Source organism: Methylobacterium sp. B4 (assembly GCF_003201865.1).
Lineage (GTDB): Bacteria > Pseudomonadota > Alphaproteobacteria > Rhizobiales > Beijerinckiaceae > Methylobacterium.
Map to the genome: position 1 here is coordinate 77,305 of NZ_QJJJ01000012.1, position 18,530 is coordinate 95,834.

Here is an 18,530-nt window from a genome sequence, read left to right on the forward strand (position 1 = left end):
GGGAAGGGCCGTCTCGCGGCTTGCGGCAGCCCGATGACCTTCGCTCCTCTCCTCGCCGTGCTGCTCGCGGCGCTGCTGTCCGCCGGGCTGATCGTCCTGCTGAAGCCCCTGTTGCAGCGCTACGCCCTGGCGCGGCCGAACGCCCGCTCCAGCCACCGGGTGCCGACGCCTCAGGGCGGCGGGATCGCCATCATCGCCGCCGCGCTCGCTGCCGCCGCTCTCCTGGCCGTCCCGATGGGGATCCGCCTCGGCTCGGCCGAGTTGCCGGTGCTGGCGCTCGCCGTCCTCGTGCTCGCCGCGACCGGCGCCCTCGACGACATCCGCCCGTTGCCGGCCTCGCTCCGGCTCGTGATCCAGGCGGGCGCCGTGGCCGCGGTCGTGCTCGCCACCGGGGGGCGGCTCCTGCCCGAGGCGCCGCTCTGGCTGGAGCGCGGCCTCGCGATCCTGGCCGGTCTCTGGTTCGTCAATCTCGTGAACTTCATGGACGGGCTCGACTGGATGACGCTGGCCGAGTTCGTGCCGCCGGTCGCCTTCCTGCTCGTCCTCGGGCTCGCCGGCTTCTACGCCCCCGCTCCGACGCTGGTGGCCGGCGCCCTGCTCGGCGGGCTTCTCGGCTTCGCGCCGTTCAACCGGCCGGTGGCGCGGCTGTTCATGGGCGATGTCGGCTCCCTGCCGGTCGGCCTGATCGTGGCGTGGTTGCTCTACCGGCTCGCGGGGGAGGGCGGATTGGCGGCCGCGCTGATCCTGCCGCTCTATCCGGTCACCGATGCGACGCTCACGCTGCTGTGGCGCCTGCGCCGTGGCGAGGCCGTCTGGCAGGCCCATCGCAGCCACTTCTATCAGGTCGCCACCGTCCACGGCTTCTCCGTCCCCGGGGTGGTGGGACGCGTCTTCGGGCTCCAGAGCGCGCTCGCGCTGCTCGCGGCCGCGACCTTGCTTTGGCCGCACCCCGCGGTCACGCTCGCCTGCCTCGGCCTCTCGGCGGGGTGCGTCGGGTGGCTGCTGCGCCGGTTCGCGACTGGGCGGCCGGGCGGTGCATGAGAGGGACAGGCAGGTGACCGGAAAGCTGATCGCGCTGACGGGAGCGACGGGCTTCATCGGCCGCCACCTGCTGCGGACACTCTCGGCCCGGGGCTACCGTGTGCGGGTGCTGCTGCGCCGCCCCGTGGAGGTGTCCGAGGGCGCGAGCGGCGCCGTGGTGGGCGATCTGGCCCGGCCGATGAACATGGCCGCCGCGCTCAGCGGGGTCGATGCCGTGGTGCATTCGGCGGGACTGGCCCACGCCATGTCCGGTGCGCCGGAGGACGATTTTCGCAATTCGAACACGGAGGCGACGCGCAAGCTGGCCGAGGCCGCGCAGCGGGCGCGGGTCGGCCGCTTCGTCTTCCTCTCCTCGATCCGGGCGCAGACCGGTTCGAGCGCGCCCCTGCCTCTGTCCGAGGCGGACGTCCCCGCTCCGACCGACGCCTACGGCCGCTCGAAGCTCGCCGCCGAGGAGGCGCTGGCCGAGATCGGGCTCGATTGGGTCGCCCTGCGCCCGGTGCTGGTCTACGGCGCCGGCGTGAAGGGCAACATGGCCGCGCTGCTCAGGCTGGCCCGCACACCCTATCCGCTGCCGCTGGCGAGCCTGAGCGGCCGGCGCTCGCTGGTCTCGGTCGAGAGTCTGGCCGCTGCCGTGGCCACGGTGCTGGAGGCCCCCGCGCCCCTGGACCGGCCGCTGATCGTGGCCGATCCCGACCCGCTGACGCTGCCCGAGATGCTGACCGCGCTCCGCTCCGGTCTCGGCCGCGGCCCCGGCCTGCTGCCCTGTCCGACCCCGCTGATCGGGCTCGCCTGCCGCGCCGCCGGCCGGGAGGCCGCCTTCGAGCGCCTCCAGGCCCTCGTCGCCCGCGCCGAGGGCCTGGAGGCGCTGGGTTGGCGGCCGGCGCAGACCTCGCGCGACGGCCTCGCGGTGCTGGCGCGGACCGGGGGCTGAGGCCGCCGCGCTCAGGCCGTCCTTCTCAGGCCGCCTTGAGGGCGCTCGCTGCCTCCAAGGCGCCGGTAAGCGCCTGCTCGCGCGCTTCTGATCCCAGGGCGATGCCCTCGGCGACGATGAATTCCGGCGCCGTGATGCCGATGAAGGCGAGCACCGTGCGCAGATAGGTTTCGGCATGTTCCGCTGCGGCCGCCGGCGTGCCGGGTCCGTAGAGGCCGCCGCGGGCGAGCGCCACGATCACGCGCTTGGAGCCCGCAAGCCCTTCGGCGCCTGATGGCCCGTAGCGGAAGGTGATGCCGGCCACGAGGATCCGGTCGATCCAGGCCTTGAGCTGGCTCGACAGGGTGAAGTTGTAGAGCGGCGCGCCGATCACCACGATGTCGGCGGCGAGGAACTCGTCGAGCGCCCGTCGGCCGAGATCCACGTCGTGCTGGATATCGGGCGTGTTCGTGGCGTTCGGCTGCGCACCTGCGAGGACGGCGCCCGAGAGGTGGGGAAGGGGCGCCCGCGCGAGGTCGCGATAGGCGACGGCGAGACCGGGATTCTCGGATCTCAGGCGATCCACGATGGCGGCGGAGACCGTCCGGCTCACGGAATGGGCGCCCAGGATGCTGCCGTCGACGTGCAGGAGCTTCATGTTTGATCCTCGGTATCAGAAATGAACCGAGGCGCTATAGATAACCACTGTCATCGCCGCGCAAGGAGGCACATTCTTGGAACCCGGGCACATCGAGGGAACCGAGGCGTCGGGTCCCGATCACCATACCGGACAGGATTGCCGCCTCGTCGGTACGGTCCTGGCGCGGATCGGCGACAAGTGGAGTGTGCTCGTCGTGATGATGCTCGCTGACGGACCGAGGCGCTTCAACGAGCTGAAACGGATGATCGGCGGCATCTCGCAGCGGATGCTCACCTTCACGCTGCGCGGGCTGGAGCGCGACGGCCTCGTCACGCGCACGATCTTCCCGACCATCCCGCCACGGGTCGATTACGAGCTGACCGAGCTTGGCCGCTCCCTCAAGGGGCCGATCCAGGCGCTCGGCGCTTGGGCCTTCACCCATCTGCCGGAGATTCAGGAGGCCCGCGCCCGTTTCGACGGCCGCGACGGCAAGGCGGGTTGAGCGTCAGGCCGGGGTCGTCGCTGCGGTCTCGGCGCGTGGCGGGAGGCTCGCGGGCTCCGCGTTCGGCACGGCGCCGGCCCGGTGGCGGAAGTCCGGGATCGCTTCCTCGAACACCGCCTCCGCCGCCGCACGATCTCCCGCCGCGACAGCCTCGCGCAGGCGGTCGATCCAGCCCTCCAGCACCGCGCGATCGGCGAAGACGGGTTTGGCCGCCATGACGCCGTCGATGCCGGCGAGCGTCACCCGCGGCTCTTCCTTCGCGAACAGGATCTCGTTGAGCCGCTCGCCCGGCCGGGCGCCAGTGACCTGGATCTCGATGTCCTCGCCGGGCTCGAAGCCGGCGAGCCGGATCATGCGCTCGGCCAGATCGCGGATGCGCACGGGCTGGCCCATCTTGAGCACGTAGACCGCGGCGCGCTGGTCGCCGGTATCGCCACGTCCTTCCGCGTCGGCGTGGGAGGCGGCGGTGAGCACGAGGTCGGACGCCTCGCGCACGGTCATGAAGTAGCGCACCATCTCGGCATGCGTGACGGTGACCGGACCGCCGCGGGCGATCTGCGCCTTGAACACCGGCACCACCGAGCCCGCCGAGCCCAGCACGTTGCCGAAGCGCACGGCGATGAGCCGCGTCGCCTCCGGGCCGGCGCGCTCGGCGTCCAGAGCGGTTTCATGGTCGAGAGCTTGCGCCACCATCTCGGCGAAGCGCTTGGTGACGCCGAGCTGCGAGACCGGCTCGATCGCCTTGTCGGTCGAGATCATCACCAGGGCCCGGGCGCCGGCCGCCACGGTCGCGTCGGCCACGTTGATCGAGCCGAACACGTTGGTCTTGATGCCCTCGGCCCAGTCGCGTTCGAGATAGGGCACCTGCTTGAGTGCGGCGGCGTGGAAGACGTAGGTCGGCCGGAAGTCGCGCAGGATGGCGTGCAGCCGCTCGCGGTCGCGGATGTCGGCGAGCGCGCCCTCGACCTCGGCTTCGGCGTGCAGGAGGGCCGGGCCATTCAGGACGGCGTGCAGCGCCGGCTCGGAATTCTCGATGACGAGCAGCGCCGCGGCGCCGAAGGCGACCGCCCGGGCGCAGATTTCGGAGCCGATCGAGCCGCCCCCGCCCGTCACGACGACCCGGGCGCCGGTGAGGAAGCGTTCGAGGCGCGGCCGATCGATGGCGACGGTCGGTCGGAGCAGCAGATCCTCGATCTCGAGCGGCGCGAGTTCGGCGTCGCGCATCCCCTCGCCGAGGCTGGTGACGCGAGCGAGCGGCAGGCCGAGCCGCCGGGCGCGGGCGATCAGGTCGTCGGGCTCTGATTCAGGGGCGAGCGCGCTCGGCGTCGCCACGAGCCGGCGTACGGGCAGGCCGCGACCGGCGAGGTCGGCGACCACCTGCTCAAGGTCGCGAAATCCGCCGAGCACGGGCACGCCGCGCATCATCTGGCCGGCCTCGTCGGCCCGCGGCGAGAGGATGCCCTTGGGCGAGAGCCGCTTGACCGAACCGGATTCGATGGCCCGCAGCACGATCTCGATGTCGCTGCCGCGCCCCAGCAGCAATGTCGGGGTGGTGGCCGTGCGGGCCCGGCTCTGGCGGGAGCGGGCGTATTTCAGATAGCGGAAGGCCAGCCGCGGGCCGCCGAGCAGGAAGATCTGCAGCACCCAGTAGAGGATGATGGCAACCTTGCCGAAGAAGTAGAACCCGTAGAGGTTCGAGGAGACCAGCACGTAGTCGAGCACGAGCAGCGTCAGCGCGGTGACGCTCGCGGCGCGCACGATGCCAGCCAGATCCGGCAGCGAGGCGAAGCGCCACTTCGTGCGGTAGAGCTTGAACCACGCGTAGATCAGCCCGGCATAGATCAGGAAGGGCGGCAGCAGCAGCGGCAGGGCGTGCAGGCGCTCGGCCAGCGCCCCGTCCTGGAAGCGGAAGACGAAGGTCAGCACCACGGCCGCCGCGGTGGCGGCGAGATCGAGGACGACCATCGCCGCCGTCTTGAGGGTGCGCTTCTGCATGGTGCTTCGCGTCAGAGCATCCGCCCGAACGAGGGAAACCGGTTCTCGGTGAGAGCCCGCTCGGGCGCAGGCGTGTCGGCGCCGCTCTGGGCTATGTCTCCGGGCGCTGTCAACGCGACGTGGACGCGGCGGCCTTCACCGTGCCGCGCGCACCGCCTTGGTGAGCGCCCCGTCCGCATCGCCCAGATCCGGGGCGTCGATGTGGCGGTAGCGGGCCTGGATCAGACCGAAGGCGCCGAAGGCGAAGTGGCCGGTGGCGACGATGGCGAGCAGCACCCAGCCGTAGGGTTGCGCCCTGAGGGCCGAGAAGGCGCCCGAGAGGCCCGTGGCCTCGGAGGAGGCTTGCGTCCATGCGGCGGTGAGCACGAAGCCGCCGATCATCAGGAAGACGAGGCCCCGCGCCGCGTAGCCGAACCGGCCGAGACGGTCGGCCCAGGCTTCCGAGCCGGCCGGGAGCGACAGGCGCTCGGTGACGTTGCCCTTCCAGGCCTTGGCGGCGTAACCGATCCCTGCCGAGACGATGCCGAGCCCGACGAGCCCGACGAGCCAGGGTCCGAGGGGCTGGTCGAGCAGCCACTTGGTCCAGTCCCGCACCCCGTCGCCGCCCGCGGAGGCGCGGCCGATGCCGAAGGCGAGGCGGCCCGCGGTGAGGGCGAGGCCGGCATAGATCACGGCGCTGATGAGGTGGGCGCCCCGCACGGCCAGGGCCTTGGGCGAGCGCCCGCGCCGGTCGGCGTCGGTCGCCCCCTCGACGAGGCGCCACAGCGCGAAGCCCGCGAGGCCGAGCGTGATGAGCCCGACGATGATCACGCCGAACGGACCGCCGAGCACGGCGCGGATCGCGGATTTGCTGTCGCCGGCCGAGCCGCCCTGCCCGAAGGCGGCGAGCACGGCGAGCGTCCCCACGACGCAGTAGACGAAGCCGCGGGCGCCGTAGCCGAAGCGGGCAAGGTGTTCCAGGGCGTTGTCGTTCCGGGTCCAGGCCATGCCGGTCAATCGCGCTCGCGCGCCGGCTTGCCGGCCAGCGCCACGTAGAAGCCGAGCCCGTCCTCCGCGGGCAGGGTCTGGAGCCTTTCGATCCAGCCGCGCCGCTTGGCATCGAGGAGCTGGCGCCCGATCGGCTGGAACAGGGTCTCGCCGCCGCCCTCCGGCGGCGGATCGAGCCGGATCGCCACGGTCTTGCCCTTGGCGAACCGGCTGCGCTCCAGCATGTCGGTCAGCGAGGCTTCGGCCGTCGGGCGGTTGGCCCCGCGTAGGTCGAGTACGGATTCCGCGTCGGTGACCCCGAGCGAGCCGCGCAGCTTGTTGGCGTAGAAGTCTTCGAAATGAGGCAAGGCCGGATCCGCGCGGGTTCGTCGTCTAGAAGGCGATGTCGTCGTAGCTTTCGGCAACGGCCGGGGCGCCGCCGAGTTCGACCCGCGGCTCGTCCTGATAGACGATCGGGAAGAGCTTGAGCGAGACGATGCTCCGGTAGAAGTCGGTCTTGCGGCCGCGATCCCGGCTCTTGGCGGGTGACATCATCACCGGCACGCCGTCGATCAACGCCCAGCGCTCGTCGTCCGGCCGTGTTGCGGCCCAATCCCGATACGCGGCGACCTGCATGCGCGTGTCGCGGCGTGCTGGCACGGCCATAGATCAGCCTCCGGTTCGAAGGCGCGAATCGTAACAAAAAAGGGCCGCCCCGGACAGGGCGGCCCTCTTCAGGCTTTGCGATGGAATGGCCTCAGCCGTGCACGAGCACGTTGCGGAACTGCCAGGGGTCGCTCGGGTCGATGTCCTCCGGGAACAGGCCCGGGCGGTCGGTCAGCGGGGTCCAGTCGGTGTACACGCCCACCACCGGGCCGAGATACGGCGTCTGCACCTCAAGACAGCGGCGGAAGTCGATCTCGTCGGCCTCGACGATGCCGGCCTCCGGGTTCTCCAGCGCCCAGACCATGCCGGCCAGAACCGCCGAGGTCACCTGAAGGCCCGTCGCGTTCTGGTAGGGCGCGATCCGCCGCGTCTCCTCGATCGAGAGCTGCGAGCCGTACCAGTAGGCGTTCTTCTCGTGCCCGTAGAGCAGCACGCCGAGTTCATCGATGCCGTCGACGATCTCGTTCTCGTCGAGGATGTGCTGGCGCTCCTGCACCTTGCCGGCATTGCCCCACATCTCGTGCAGCGAGAGCACGGCATCGTTGGCCGGGTGGTAGGCGTAGTGGCAGGTCGGGCGGTAGACCGCCTCGTCACCGTCACGGACCGTGTAGTAGTCCGCGATCGAGATCGCCTCGTTGTGGGTCACGAGGAAGCCGAACTGCGCCTGAGCGGTCGGCGTCCAGGAGCGCACGCGGGTGTCGGCGCCGGGCTGGAGCAGGAAGATCGCGCAGCGCGAGCCCTTGGTCTGTTCCTGGGCATTGGCGGGCTTCCAGGTCTCGTGCGTGCCCCAGCCGAGCTCGGCCGGCTGGTTGCCCTCGGAGACGAAGCCCTCGACCGACCAAGTGTTGACGAACACGCCCTGGGGCTTCGGGTTCTTGGCACGCTGCGTGTCGCGCTCGGCGATATGAACGCCCTTGACGCCCAGCTCGCGCATCAGCGCGGCCCATTCCTCGCGGGTCTTCGGCTCGGGCGTGGTCGAGCCGGTGTCCTTGGCGACGTTCAGGAGCGCCTGCTTGACGAACCATGAGACCATGCCGGGATTGGCGCCGCAGCACGACACCGCCGTCGGGCCGCCGGGGGCGGCGCGACGGGCGGCGAGGATGTTCTCGCGCAGCGCGTAGTTGGTGCGGTCGGCCTGGCTCAGGTCCTTGTCGAAGTAGAAGCCGGTCCAGGGCTCGGCGACGGTGTCGATGTAGAGCGCACCGAGTTCGCGGCAGAGTTCGAGGATGTCGCGCGAGGAGGTGTCGACCGACAGGTTCACGCAGAAGCCCTGGCCGCCGCCCTCGGTGAGGAGGGGCGTGAGGACGTCGCGATAGTTCTCCTTGGTCAGCGCGACCTTCTCGAAGCGCAGGCCGTGCTTGTCGGCCAGATCCTTATGGCTATCGACCGGATCGATCACGGTGAAGCGGGCGCGGTCATACTCGAAATGGCGCTCGATCAGGGGCAGGGTGCCCCGGCCGATCGAGCCGAAGCCGATCATCACGATCGGGCCGGTGATGCGACCGTGGACGGGCCAATCCTTCTGCGGGCCATCGGACATGCGCGGACACTCCTTGTCGGGGCTGCTCTTTGCTTGAGAGCGGGTGATTGGTGCTTGGAAGTGACGAGCGGATGACGGTTCGGCGTCTGCCGGTCAACCAGTCGCTCAAGGTGAGCATTGCAAAAATGTGAAGATTGCCCGGCCTCAGCCATGAATTGTGCGCAGGGCTGAGGCCGGTTTGCGCCGGAGACACACGCCGAAAAGCGGGTCTATGCTGCGCTGCAACAAGGGAGTGGCGCCGAGGGGCAGAGACAGCACGCACAAGGGATTCGAACCATGCTGACCGTCCTCACCGCACCGTCCATCCACCCCGAAATCGAGACGATCGATCGCGATCCGGGCATCATCACGCTCCTGGCCGCCCTCATCCGCTCGGGACGCACGGTCGCCGGCCAAGCCCGCGCCTTCCACGAGGGCATCAGCCGCCTGTCCTTCTCCGCGACCGCTTGGCCCTATCACCGCTGAGCCCGAAATCCGTGGCGGGGTCCCCGGCCTGTCCCCGGACGACCATCGACCGAAACAGGGTCCGCCGCCGCTCTTGCGCGTCGACGGGCCCTGTTTCGCGTTCAATCGAATGACGTGAAGCGGGCGCCGCAGCCCGGCCTCGCCTCAGGCGGCGCGTCGTCGCGCCGCGAATGCGGCGGCCTCGGCGGCGACCTCCGGCAGCGGCTCGAGCGCACCGGTCGCGCGCAGAACGCCCTCGGCGCCCTCCAGCGCACCCGCCTGCAGTTCAAGACCGAGGAAGCGTTCGCGCTCGAACGGGCCGGGCATGTAAAGTCCGGCAGCCTTCTCCGGGGCGAAGCCGAAGCGTGCGTAGTAGGGCGCGTCGCCCACCAGAAGCACGGCGCCGTGGCCGCATTCGGCCGCGCGCGCGAGAGCGGCGCGCATCAGCGCTCCGCCGAGGCCGACGCCCTGCAGCGAGGGATCGACCGCGAGCGGGCCCAGCAGCAGGGCCGGGCGGCCGCAGCCGGCCTCGACATCCCACAGGCGCACGGTGCCGACAAGCCTGTCCTCCTGCACGGCGGTCAGGGCCAGGCCACGCGCGGGCTGGCGGCCCTCGCGGAGGCGCTGCGAGGTCTTCAGGAAGCGGCCGGGGCCGAAGCAGGCGTCGAGCAGATGCTCGCGGACTACGATGTCGGAGGCGATCTCATCGCGGATCTGGATCATGGCCGTACCCTCCCAGGATCGCTGGCAAGCGGGGGGAAACAGCCCTCGCACCCGCCGCGTGGCGGGCCGTCCGGGACACATCGACAAGCACGTCTCGTAAGACGAGCGGCACTTCTGACGGAAGAGGCGTGAACGAAGCCTGACCGGGCTGTCTCCCTGGGACGCGTCCCGGGGCCGCAGCGGATCAGATCACGATCTGCTCGAGGGGCGGGAAGCCGTTGAAGGCGACCGCCGCGTAGGTCGTGGTGTAGGCGCCCGCGCCCTCGATCCACACCTTGTCGCCGATCGAGAGGGAGACCGGCAGCGGGTAGTGGTTCTTCTCGTAGAGCACGTCGACCGAGTCGCAGGTCGGGCCGGCGACGACGCAGGGGGCCTTGCGGTCCTCGTCGTGGTCGGTGCGGATCGCGTAGCGGATCGATTCGTCCATGGTCTCGGCCAGCCCGCCGAACTTACCGATGTCGAGATAGACCCAACGCACCTCGTCCTCGGCCTCCGACTTCTTGGAGACGAGCACGACTTCCGCCTCGATCATCCCGGCATTGCCGACCATGCCGCGGCCCGGCTCGATGATCGTCTCGGGGATGCGGTTGCCGAAATGCTTGGTGAGCGCCCGGAAGATCGCATCGCCGTAGGTTTCCACACCGGGCACCTGCTTGAGGTACTTGGTGGGGAAGCCGCCGCCGAGGTTGACCATCGACAGGCCGATGCCGCGCAGCGCGCATTCCTGGAAGATCTGGGAGGCGGAGGCGAGCGCCCCGTCCCAGGCCTCCGTGTTGGCCTGCTGCGAGCCGACGTGGAAGGAGACGCCGTAGGCGTGCAGGCCGTGCCGGTGGGCGTGCTCCAGCACGTTCACCGCCATCTCCGGCTCGCAACCGAACTTGCGCGAGAGCGGCCAGTCGGCGCCCGCGCCGTCGCAGAGGATGCGGCAGAACACCTGCACGTCGCCGGTCTCGACACCCGCCTCGCCGGCGGCGCGAAAGATCTTCTCGACCTCGGCCTGGCAATCGACGGCGAAGAGCCGGATGCCGAGCTTGAGCGCGCGGACGACGTCGCGCTCCTTCTTGATGGTGTTGCCGAAGGAGACGCGCTCGGCCGTGGCGCCGGCAGCCAGCGCCATCTCGATCTCGGCGACCGAGGCCGTGTCGAAGCAGGAGCCCATCTCGGCGAGCAGGCGCAGCACTTCCGCGGCCGGGTTCGCCTTCACAGCGTAGAACACGCGGGTGTCCGGGAGCGCCCGACTGAACGCGGTGTAGTTCTCGCGCACGACATCGAGGTCGAGGACCATCACCGGACCTTCGTCCCGGCCGAGGTCACGGCGCGCGCGCAGGTAATCGCGGATGCGATCGGTCATTGGTCGTCCCCACCACAGGTTCGAGGCGCCCTCTCTCGGGCGCGAGATCGAATCGGGACGGTCCGGGCAAGCGAACCGTCGGCGTCAGGGGGCGATGCGTCGCGTCATCCGTGCGCTTTGGAGACGCGCGGATGGCAACAGGCGCAGAGCACCCGGAAGCTGCCGTGGATTGGATGGGGGAACCCCAACCGCACGCCGGGCAAGGATAAACAAGCCTCTTCGGTGTCGGCCTTTGGAGGGCCGACGAGACCAAAAAAGCCCGTTCGTCGTTGCTTTAAGCTGCGTCCCCCGTGGAGAGCGGGGTTCGCCGGTTTCGCCTCCGGCTGTCGGTTGTTGTCGGGGTCTGGTGTCGCCACCCGGATGCCGGCCGTAGGGATCCACCCTTTCGACCATCGATCCTTTAAGACCCCTGGCGGCTGTCCGGCAGTTGACCGGATGCCCACCAACCGACACGCGGCCACAGGCACGTGCGAAATTGGGCAGGGGCGATATACGGCCGAGTGCCCGCGGCCACAAGGGAAAAAAGTCGCGTCGTCCGAGGAAATTCGCTCCTGGCGGCGATTGTTGCGGAAAGGGCGCAGGGCCGCGTCGCAGGTGCCGGCTTCCCCCTTCCCAAGCCCCGGCGAAGCGGCCATTGAACCGTGGCATTGCGGAACGGGATCATGATCCAGGCCAAAGGTCATGCCGGGGACGATACGGCGCCGGACGGAGCCGCGCCCTCGCGCAGAAGGGTGATGACGGGGCTGACGGCCGCCGGCCTCGCCGCCGCCTTGCCCGCCATTGCCCGGCCCGCCGCATCCGAGCCACTCCCCTTCGAGCCGGCCGTGGTCGAGCGCTGGGCGCAGGCGCTCGCGGCCCAGCCCTTCGACGACACGGTTCCGCCTCTGCCGCCCGCGCTGGCGGGGCTCGACTACGACGGCTGGCGCGACATCCGCTTCCGGCCGGACCGGATGCTGCTGGGCGAGGCCGGCGGACCGTTCCGGCTTCAGCTCTTCCACCGCGGTTTCCTGTATCCGCGCCCCGTCGCCGTGAATCTGGTCCGCGACGGGGTGAGCACACCCGTCAAATACGATCCGGCGCTGTTCGATTTCGGGCGGACGCGGGTCGACGGGCCCCTGCCGGAGGATTTGGGCTTTGCCGGCATCCGCATCCACGCGCCGCTGAACCGGCCTGACCGGCTCGACGAACTCATCGTCTTCGTCGGCGCGAGCTATTTCCGCTTTCTCGGAAAGGACCAGCTCTACGGGCTCTCGGCGCGCGGCCTCGCCATCGGCACGGAAGCGGAGAGAGAGGAATTTCCGCTCTTCCGGGCCTTCTTCATCGAGGTGCCGGGGCCGGGCGCGACATCGCTCACGATCCACGCCCTCCTCGACGGTCCTTCGACCACGGGCGCCTACCGCTTCGTGGTCGAGCCGGGGGCGCAGACGGCCGTGCGGGTGAGCGCGACGCTCTATCCGCGCCGGCCCCTCGCTTCCGTGGGCATCGCGCCGCTGACCTCGATGTTCTTCATCAGCGAGACCGACCGCGGCCACAGCGACGATTACCGGCCCGAGCTGCACGATTCCGACGGGCTCCAACTCGCCACCGGGGCTGGGGAATGGCTGTGGCGGCCCCTCGACAATCCGCGCCACCGGCGCGTCTCGACCTTCCTCGACCGGACACCGAAGGGCTTCGGCCTGATGCAGCGCGACCGCGACTTTGCCAGCTATCAGGATCTGGAAGCCGGCTATGAGCGCCGGCCCGGCTACTTCGTGGAACCGGAGGGCGATTGGGGCGAGGGTAGCGTCTTTCTGGTCGAGCTGCCGACGGACAACGAGACCGCCGACAACGTCGTGGCCTTCTGGCGCCCGAAGACGCCCTATCCCCCGGGCGAGCCGGTGCGGCTCGCCTATCGCCTGCGGGCCTTGGCGGGGGAGGCGCTCCACCCGAACGGCAAGGTGGTCAACACCTTCGTCGCCGAACCCGCCGCGAGCGGCGCGGCGCGCCGGACGCCGGACGGCACCGCCCTGCTCGCCCGCCGCTTTCTGATCGATTTCGGCGGCGGGGAGCTCGGATCGCTGCTGGCCGACCCGATGCCGCCGGACGTCGTGGCGAGTGCGAGCGTCGGGCGCATCACCGCGACCTCGATCGTGCCGAACCCGCATGTCGGCGGTTTCCGCGTCGCGATCGACGTGCGGCTCGACGCGCCGGGCGCGACCGAGTTGCGGGCCTACCTGCGCAGGCAGGATCGAGCAGGCGAGCGGGCGCTGACCGAGACGTGGTCCTATCCCTGGAGCGTGGCGTGAGCGCGCCGGCCGAGCGCGCAGCCGCCCGGCTGGCGGTGGAAATCCGGCCCGCCCGCCTCGCGGACCTGGATGCCCTGGCGGCACTCGAGCAGGCCGCCTTCACCACCGACCGGGCCGAGCGGCGGGCGATCCGCCACGCGATCCGTTCGCCCAGCATGACGCTCCTCGTCGCGATCGCGCAGGAGTGTTCGGCGGGAGCCGGCAAGCGGACCGGCGGCGGGACCGAAGGACCCGAAATTCTGGTCGGCGCCGCGACCCTGGAGCGCCGGCGCACGAGCCGCGTCGCCCGTCTCTCCTCGCTCGCCGTGGCGCCCGCCCGCGCCGGCGCCGGGCTCGGACGCCGTCTCCTGCTGGCCGCGGAAGCCGATGCCCGCGCCCATGGCTGCGAGCGCCTGCGCCTGGAAGTGCGGGCCGACAACGGCAGCGGCATCCGGCTCTACGAGCGTGGCGGCTATGCGCGCACCGGGACCAAGCCGGACTACTACGAGGACGGCATGGAGGCGTGGTGCTACGAGAAGCGCCTCGCCGAGAGTTGAGCGCCGGGGGCGGCACGGGACAGCGGAGGTGCGCCAGCGCACTGGCGGAATGGGGAAGGCAACACAAGGTTCGGCCTTCCAAGAAGCAGCGGGGACGCTTCCCCGGAAGCCGCCCCGCCCAAGAAGAGATTCGAATGCCGTCCCTGTTCGATCCGATGACCCTCGGCGCCATCAAGCTGCCGAACCGCATTCTCATGGCTCCGCTGACCCGCGGCCGCTCCACCCGGAGCCACGTGCCGACGCCGCTGATGGCCGAATACTACGCGCAGCGCGCGGACGCCGGTCTCATCATCTCGGAGGCCACCGGCATCAGCCAGGAAGGGCTCGGCTGGCCCTACGCCCCCGGCATCTGGTCCGACGAGCAGGTCGAGGCCTGGAAGCCGATCGTGAAGGCGGTCCATGATCGCGGCGGGCGCATCGTCTCGCAGCTCTGGCACATGGGCTACCTCGTCCATCCCGACTTCCTCGGCGGCGAGCCGCCGGTCGCGCCCTCCGTCGCTACCGCGCCGGACGAGGCGCATACCTACGAGGGCAAGAAGCCCTACGGGCAGGCCCGGGCTCTGCGCGAGGACGAGATCCCGCGTCTCATCGCCGATTACGAGCGCGCGGCGCGCAACGCCGTGGCGGCCGGCTTCGACGGCGTGCAGATCCACGCGGCCAACGGCTATCTCCTCGACGAATTCCTCCGCGACGGCAGCAACAAGCGCACCGACCGCTACGGCGGCTCCGTCGAGAACCGGGTACGGCTCGTCACCAAGGTGGCGCAGGCCGTGGCCGGCATCGTCGGCCCCGAGCGCACCGGTATCCGCTTCTCGCCCAACGGCCCGATCCAGGGTGTGGACGATTCGAACCCGCACGAGACCTTCGGGCTCGCCGCCGAGATGATGGAGCGCGTCGGTCTCGCCTTCATCGAGCTGCGCGAGCCGGGCCCGGACGGCACCTTCGGCAAGGCGACGGTCGCGCCCGTGGCCCCCGTCATCAAGGAGCGCTTCGGCGGTCCCGTCATCCTCAACTGCGACTATGACGGCGAGCGCGCCAAGGAGGCGGTCGCCTCGGGAGAGGCCGATGCCATCGCCTTCGGCCGTCCCTTCATCGCCAACCCGGATCTGCCCGAGCGCATCGCCAAGGGCCTGCCGTTCAACAAGGACGACATGAAGACCTGGTACAGCCAGGGTCCGGAGGGCTACGTCGACTACCCGGCCCTGTCGCAGGCCGCGTAAACCGGCGGCGTCGGATCGCGGATTGCGCGACGATCCATGGACGGCTCCGCCCCGGCGGAGCCGTTCGCATGTCGGGGGGGAGGAGCGGGCGCATGTTCGAAGGCGAGGGGATGCGGTCGCCCTACCGGCTCGTCGCCTTCGACTTCGACGGCACGCTGGCCGACACCTTCCCCTGGTTCAGCGCCCAGCTCAACGGCGTGGCCGACCGCTACCGCTTCCGCCGGGTCGAGGCGGGCGAGACCGGACGGCTGCGCGCCATGGGCGCCCGGGAGATCCTGCGGGATCTCGGCATTCCGGCCTGGAAGCTGCCCCTGATCGCCCGCCACATGCGCGGGCTCGCCACCCGCGATGCGGGGACGGTGCGGTTGTTTGCCGGCGTGCCGGCGATGCTCGACCGGCTCGACGCGGCCGGTCTCGTGCTCGCCGTCGTCAGTTCCAACAGCGAGGCGAACGTGCGGCGCGCTCTCGGGGATCGCGCCGGATGCATCCGCCATTACGCCTGCGGCGCCTCGCTGTTCGGCAAGGCGCGTCACCTGCGGGCCGTGGCGCGCAGGGCCGGCGTGGCGCCCGCCGCGATGCTGGCGGTGGGCGACGAGATCCGGGATGCGGAGGCGGCGGCGCGGGCGGGCTGTGCCTTCGGCGCGGTGGCCTGGGGCTATACGGCGCCCGAGGCCCTGGCCGGCACGGAGCCGGCCCGCCTGTTCGGTGGGCCGGACGACGTGGTGCGCGCCCTGACGGGCGACCCTTACTGGCCCGCGCGGGCGCCGGGGACGATCGAGGCGCCGGCACCGCTGCCGAACGGCTCGTAGCGGGTCAGGCCGCGGAAGAGCTGGCTGATGAAGGCGCGGTCGGCGCCGCTCGACGGCGTGGTGCGCTCGATGAAGTCGAACACGCGTCCGTCCTGCAGGCCGTAGAGCGCCACGCGCTCGACCTTCATGCCCTGGTTGAAGTAGACGGCCGTGACCTTCTGGTCCTCGACCTGCTCGCCCAGGAACATCACCGTGCGGCGGGTGTTCTGGGTGATGTAGTACCAGGACTTGTTGCCGACCGTGGAGACCGTGGACGGCGTGCCGAGGATCTGCAGCACCTGCTCGGCGCCCATGCCCGGCTTCACCGTGGCGAGCGCGGCTTGATCGATCTGGTAGCCGTGGCGGATATCCTCGCCGATGCAGCCTGAGACGCCGACCGCGACGGTGCCGAGAACGGCGGCGCGGGCAAGCGACGAGACGAGACGGCGCGACATCGGCCCCCCTAATTCCTGCGAAGCGGGATTCGTCCGCGGCGCGATTGGCCTCGCGCGTCTTCGGACTTGCACCCTGGTCCGGGGTTGCCGTACCGCGGGGTTATGGCTTTGACAAGGCAAGCTCGGCCACAGCCCCGGCCGATCCGGTGGACCATATGATCGCGGGCCTCTTCCGCCGCGCCGACCGGCGCCGACGCACGATCCGAGCGCTGCACCAGCGCATCGGCGAGGCCGCGCGCCGTCCCGGTCTCTACGAGGGGCTCGGCGTGCCCGATACCGTGGAAGGGCGCTTCGAGGCGCTCGCCCTGCACGTCATCCTCGTGCTGCGCCGCCTCGGCCAGCTCCCGCCGCCCGCGGCGGACGTGGCGCAGGATCTCGTCGACTCCGTCTTCCTCCAGCTCGACGCATCCCTGCGCGAGCTCGGCATCGGCGACATGGGCATCCCGAAGCGCATCAAGAAGCTCGGCGCCTCGTTCTACGCCCGGGCCGGCGCCTACGGCGCGGCTCTCGACGCGAGCGACCGGACGGGTCTGGCCGCCGCGCTCGCCCGCAACCTGCTGGGCCGCGAGGATGCGCAGAGCGCAGCGCCGCTCGCCGCCTACGTGGAGGCCTGTGCCGCCGCCCTCTCCGCCCAGGATCTCGACGGCCTGCTGGAGGTCGGACCGCGCTTCCCCGAGCCGCCCGGCCAACCCGATGCGTCGGCAGGAGGCATCCGATGACCCTCAGGAGCGAGAGCCCGCTTTCCCGTTCGGTCAATGTCGAGCGCCTGCCCAAGGACCGCGCCGAGATCGTCGTCGAGGCGAGCCCGGCGGAGTGCGAGGCGCTCGCCCGCGACTTCAAGATCCCCGCCCTCCGCGACCTCGTCGGCCGCTTCACTCTGAGCGGCTCCCTGACCCGGCTGCTCGCCGAGGGTCGGGTGGAGGCCGTCGTGACCCAGGTCTGCACGGTGACGCTGGAACCCTTCGAATCGAAGGTCTCCGAGCCGGTCGAGGTCGAGTTCACCAACGCCGACATCCTGGAGGGCACCGAGGCCGAGGATGTGGAGCTGCCCGACCCGATCGTGAACGGACGCGTCGATTTCGGTGCGCTCACGGCGGAATTCCTGGCGCTCGGGCTCGATCCCTACCCGCGCAAGCCCGGCGTCGCCTTCGATCCGGTCACGGTCGGCGAGGATCCGCTGCCCTTCTCCGATCTGGCGGCCCTGCGCGCCCGGCTCGAGCCGAAGGAGGACTGATCGGCTCGCATCCGGTCCCCTGCGCGGGACCGCTTCAGTTTTTGTTTGCCCGGCGGGGCGCTGCCGCTATTTTGCGCGCCGCCGATCCGGGGCGCATCCAGGCGCCCCTTCACGCTCGCTGTCCGCAAAATCCCGCCGCGGCCTCCCGAAGGAACCATGTCGAACCGCGTTTGCATCTCGCTCGACGCCATGGGCGGCGATCACGGCCCCACGACCGTCGTGCCCGGTGCGGCCATCGCCCGCGAACGGCATCCCGAAATGACCTTCCTGATGTTCGGTGACGAGGCGGTGGTGCGTCCCCTCGTCGAGGCCGAGCCGCGGCTGAAGGGCGCCGTCGAGATCCGCCACACCACGGTCTCGGTTGCCATGGACGACAAGCCGAGCCAGGCGGTGCGCCAGGGCCGGGGCAAGTCCTCGATGTGGCGCGCGATCCAGGCCGTGCGCGACGGCGAGGCCCAGGCCGCCGTCTCGGCGGGCAATACCGGCGCCCTGATGGCGATGTCGAAGATCTGCCTGAAGACCATGGCCGGCATCGAGCGGCCCGCCATCGCCTGCCTCTGGCCGACGGTGCGCGGCGAGAGCGTCGTGCTCGATGTCGGCGCCACCATCGGCACCGATGCCGAGCACCTCGTGGAGATGGCGGTGATGGGCTCGGCCATGGCCCGCATCGTGCTCGACATCGAGCGCCCGACGGTCGGCCTGCTCAACGTCGGCACCGAGGAGATGAAGGGCAACGAGGCCGTCAAGGAGGCCGCCCGCCTCCTGCGCGAGTCCGAGCCCGAGAATTTTTCCTACCACGGCTTCGTCGAGGGCAACGATCTCGGTCGCGGCACCACCGACGTGGTGGTGACGGAAGGCTTCACCGGCAACATCGCCCTCAAGACGGCCGAGGGCACCGCCAAGCAGATCGGCTCCTATCTCAAGGCGGCGATGGGCCGGACGATCTCGGCCAAGATCGGCTACCTGTTCGCGCGTCAGGCCTTCGCGGCCCTGCGCGAGAAGATGAATCCGAGCCGGGCCAATGGCGGCGTCTTTCTCGGCCTGGAGGGCATCGTCATCAAGAGCCACGGTTCGGAGAACGCTCACGGCTTCGCGGCGGCGGTCGACCTTGCCTACGACATGGCGCGCCACGACCTGATGCGGACGATCCGGGACATGCTGGAGCAGACGCCCGCGGTCGCGGCCGGCCTGACCGCCGGCCTCGAGGCCGGCGCGGCCGACAAGTGATGGA

20 protein-coding genes are annotated in these 18,530 nt (G+C 70.6%); 11 read left to right on the plus strand and 9 right to left on the minus strand.

Translation table 11 applies throughout. The annotated features are described in order from the left end of the window. The first annotated feature begins 33 nt into the window (after positions 1–33). Entirely contained in the window at positions 34–1,041 is a 1,008-nt protein-coding gene (locus BY998_RS15615) for a glycosyl transferase (RefSeq protein ID WP_110352530.1), read from the plus strand. Positions 1,042–1,054: 13 nt separating this feature from the next. Beyond that, positions 1,055–1,975: an NAD-dependent epimerase/dehydratase family protein gene (locus BY998_RS15620; RefSeq protein WP_110352531.1), complete on the plus strand. Its 921-nt coding sequence runs from the start codon at positions 1,055–1,057 to the stop codon at positions 1,973–1,975. Between the two features lie 25 nt (positions 1,976–2,000). Here BY998_RS15620 and BY998_RS15625 read toward each other — a convergent pair whose 3' ends face one another. Beyond that, on the minus strand, positions 2,001–2,612 hold the full coding sequence (locus tag BY998_RS15625) for an FMN-dependent NADH-azoreductase (RefSeq protein ID WP_110352532.1): 612 nt from the start codon (positions 2,610–2,612) through the stop codon (positions 2,001–2,003). Positions 2,613–2,688: 76 nt separating this feature from the next. Between BY998_RS15625 and BY998_RS15630 the strand changes: the two genes are divergently transcribed. Then, positions 2,689–3,096 carry a helix-turn-helix domain-containing protein gene (locus BY998_RS15630; protein ID WP_110352533.1) on the plus strand — a complete coding sequence of 136 codons (408 nt, stop codon included), beginning with the start codon at positions 2,689–2,691 and terminating at the stop codon, positions 3,094–3,096. 3 nt (positions 3,097–3,099) lie between these two features. Here BY998_RS15630 and BY998_RS15635 read toward each other — a convergent pair whose 3' ends face one another. The 5 genes from BY998_RS15635 to BY998_RS15655 all read right to left on the minus strand — a co-directional run bounded on the left by BY998_RS15635 (position 3,100) and on the right by BY998_RS15655 (position 8,263). Further along, positions 3,100–5,091 (minus strand): polysaccharide biosynthesis protein, encoded by a 1,992-nt coding sequence (locus tag BY998_RS15635; RefSeq protein ID WP_110352534.1) that lies wholly within the window; start codon positions 5,089–5,091, stop codon positions 3,100–3,102. A gap of 135 nt (positions 5,092–5,226) precedes the next feature. Beyond that, entirely contained in the window at positions 5,227–6,078 is an 852-nt protein-coding gene (locus tag BY998_RS15640; RefSeq protein ID WP_110352535.1) for a DUF1206 domain-containing protein, read from the minus strand. Positions 6,079–6,083: 5 nt separating this feature from the next. Then, positions 6,084–6,425 carry a hypothetical protein gene (locus BY998_RS15645; protein ID WP_110352536.1) on the minus strand — a complete coding sequence of 114 codons (342 nt, stop codon included), beginning with the start codon at positions 6,423–6,425 and terminating at the stop codon, positions 6,084–6,086. Positions 6,426–6,450: 25 nt separating this feature from the next. Then, a complete protein-coding gene (locus BY998_RS15650) occupies positions 6,451–6,723 on the minus strand; it encodes a hypothetical protein (protein WP_110352537.1) in 273 nt (90 codons plus the stop codon). 91 nt (positions 6,724–6,814) lie between these two features. Then, a complete protein-coding gene (locus BY998_RS15655) occupies positions 6,815–8,263 on the minus strand; it encodes a homospermidine synthase (RefSeq protein ID WP_110352538.1) in 1,449 nt (482 codons plus the stop codon). Between the two features lie 276 nt (positions 8,264–8,539). Between BY998_RS15655 and BY998_RS15660 the strand changes: the two genes are divergently transcribed. Continuing rightward, positions 8,540–8,728: a hypothetical protein gene (locus BY998_RS15660; protein WP_110352539.1), complete on the plus strand. Its 189-nt coding sequence runs from the start codon at positions 8,540–8,542 to the stop codon at positions 8,726–8,728. A 144-nt stretch (positions 8,729–8,872) separates the two neighbouring features. Here the strand turns inward: BY998_RS15660 and BY998_RS15665 are convergent, their stop codons facing one another. After that, a complete protein-coding gene (locus BY998_RS15665; RefSeq protein ID WP_110352540.1) occupies positions 8,873–9,430 on the minus strand; it encodes an N-acetyltransferase in 558 nt (185 codons plus the stop codon). Positions 9,431–9,614: 184 nt separating this feature from the next. Next, the gene (locus BY998_RS15670) at positions 9,615–10,781 is read right to left on the minus strand and encodes a type III PLP-dependent enzyme (RefSeq protein ID WP_110352541.1); all 1,167 of its coding nucleotides are present in this window, start codon (positions 10,779–10,781) and stop codon (positions 9,615–9,617) included. Between the two features lie 662 nt (positions 10,782–11,443). On the opposite strand from BY998_RS15670, the gene BY998_RS15675 reads away from it, so the two are divergent. From BY998_RS15675 to BY998_RS15690, 4 genes are all read left to right on the plus strand, one after another. Continuing rightward, the gene (locus tag BY998_RS15675; RefSeq protein ID WP_110352542.1) at positions 11,444–13,066 is read left to right on the plus strand and encodes a glucan biosynthesis protein G; all 1,623 of its coding nucleotides are present in this window, start codon (positions 11,444–11,446) and stop codon (positions 13,064–13,066) included. After that, positions 13,063–13,602 carry an N-acetyltransferase gene (locus tag BY998_RS15680; RefSeq protein ID WP_245421611.1) on the plus strand — a complete coding sequence of 180 codons (540 nt, stop codon included), beginning with the start codon at positions 13,063–13,065 and terminating at the stop codon, positions 13,600–13,602. The genes BY998_RS15675 and BY998_RS15680 overlap by 4 nt, the downstream gene beginning before the upstream one ends. A gap of 134 nt (positions 13,603–13,736) precedes the next feature. Continuing rightward, positions 13,737–14,822 carry an alkene reductase gene (locus BY998_RS15685; RefSeq protein WP_110352544.1) on the plus strand — a complete coding sequence of 362 codons (1,086 nt, stop codon included), beginning with the start codon at positions 13,737–13,739 and terminating at the stop codon, positions 14,820–14,822. 92 nt (positions 14,823–14,914) lie between these two features. Beyond that, positions 14,915–15,631 carry an HAD hydrolase-like protein gene (locus BY998_RS15690; protein WP_181425536.1) on the plus strand — a complete coding sequence of 239 codons (717 nt, stop codon included), beginning with the start codon at positions 14,915–14,917 and terminating at the stop codon, positions 15,629–15,631. Here BY998_RS15690 and BY998_RS15695 read toward each other — a convergent pair. After that, positions 15,568–16,065 carry an outer membrane protein assembly factor BamE gene (locus tag BY998_RS15695; protein WP_110352546.1) on the minus strand — a complete coding sequence of 166 codons (498 nt, stop codon included), beginning with the start codon at positions 16,063–16,065 and terminating at the stop codon, positions 15,568–15,570. The two genes, BY998_RS15690 and BY998_RS15695, sit on opposite strands and share 64 nt — an antisense overlap. 155 nt (positions 16,066–16,220) lie before the next feature. On the opposite strand from BY998_RS15695, the gene BY998_RS15700 reads away from it, so the two are divergent. The 3 genes from BY998_RS15700 to plsX all read left to right on the plus strand — a co-directional run bounded on the left by BY998_RS15700 (position 16,221) and on the right by plsX (position 18,526). Next, entirely contained in the window at positions 16,221–16,784 is a 564-nt protein-coding gene (locus BY998_RS15700) for a ubiquinol-cytochrome C chaperone family protein (RefSeq protein WP_110352547.1), read from the plus strand. Continuing rightward, positions 16,781–17,299, plus strand: coding sequence for a YceD family protein (locus BY998_RS15705; RefSeq protein WP_110352548.1), 519 nt, complete (start codon positions 16,781–16,783; stop codon positions 17,297–17,299). Before BY998_RS15700 ends, BY998_RS15705 begins: the two co-directional genes overlap by 4 nt. Before the next feature lie 156 nt (positions 17,300–17,455). After that, positions 17,456–18,526: a phosphate acyltransferase PlsX gene (gene plsX / locus BY998_RS15710; protein ID WP_110352549.1), complete on the plus strand. Its 1,071-nt coding sequence runs from the start codon at positions 17,456–17,458 to the stop codon at positions 18,524–18,526. Positions 18,527–18,530 lie beyond the last annotated feature (4 nt).